The sequence below is a fragment of the Duncaniella muricolitica genome (assembly GCF_910574735.1).
Classification (GTDB): domain Bacteria; phylum Bacteroidota; class Bacteroidia; order Bacteroidales; family Muribaculaceae; genus Duncaniella; species Duncaniella muricolitica.
In genome coordinates this window covers 1-531 of the sequence record NZ_CAJTCF010000170.1, presented here as the reverse complement: position 1 = coordinate 531, position 531 = coordinate 1, and the positions used below count along the sequence as shown (strand labels likewise).

The following is a 531-nucleotide window of genomic DNA, read 5'->3' as shown; positions in this document are numbered from 1 at the left end:
ATCTTCCGCTCGCAAATGCGCGGTGTCCGAGACCGCGATTTCTTCATCTTCCGCCTGGTCAAACTGTACGCTTGAATATTTAACACTTCGGTCTACTCAATTTAACATATGCACTGGAATTTCGGCTTGGGCCGTAAGGGGTCAAGCCGAAATGGCGGTGCATGGATTTTGAGAAAAGTGTTAAATTTGCGGTATGAAAACCGCAGATGCAATATGGATGTGCCTGCCCGAGGGCATGGACGAACTATTTGAAATGGTGCGCTTCGAGCGCACGGAACAGTCCTATGACATATGGCTTGACGAAAAGAAGAAACTGTCTGATGAAGACTATCGTAATCCAAATATCGTAGCGCGAGGCTATACGGATTACGTTACGATACAGGACTATCCGATGCGTGGACGGCCTGTGTTTCTTCACATGCGCAAGAACAAGTGGTGGGACAAGCAGACCAACGAAATCTTCAGCTACAACCTCGAGCTTCCCAACGAGGAAGGGACACGACTCAGTGCCGAGTTCGTGGCTTTTTTAAA

The 531-nt window shown here is 48.2% G+C and carries 1 protein-coding gene; it reads left to right on the top strand.

The features are described 5' to 3' along the window. Positions 1–193: 193 nt before the first annotated feature. On the top strand, positions 194–531 hold a 338-nt coding region (locus QGT73_RS17345), incomplete at its 3' end, for an ISAon1 family transposase N-terminal region protein (RefSeq protein WP_280123260.1).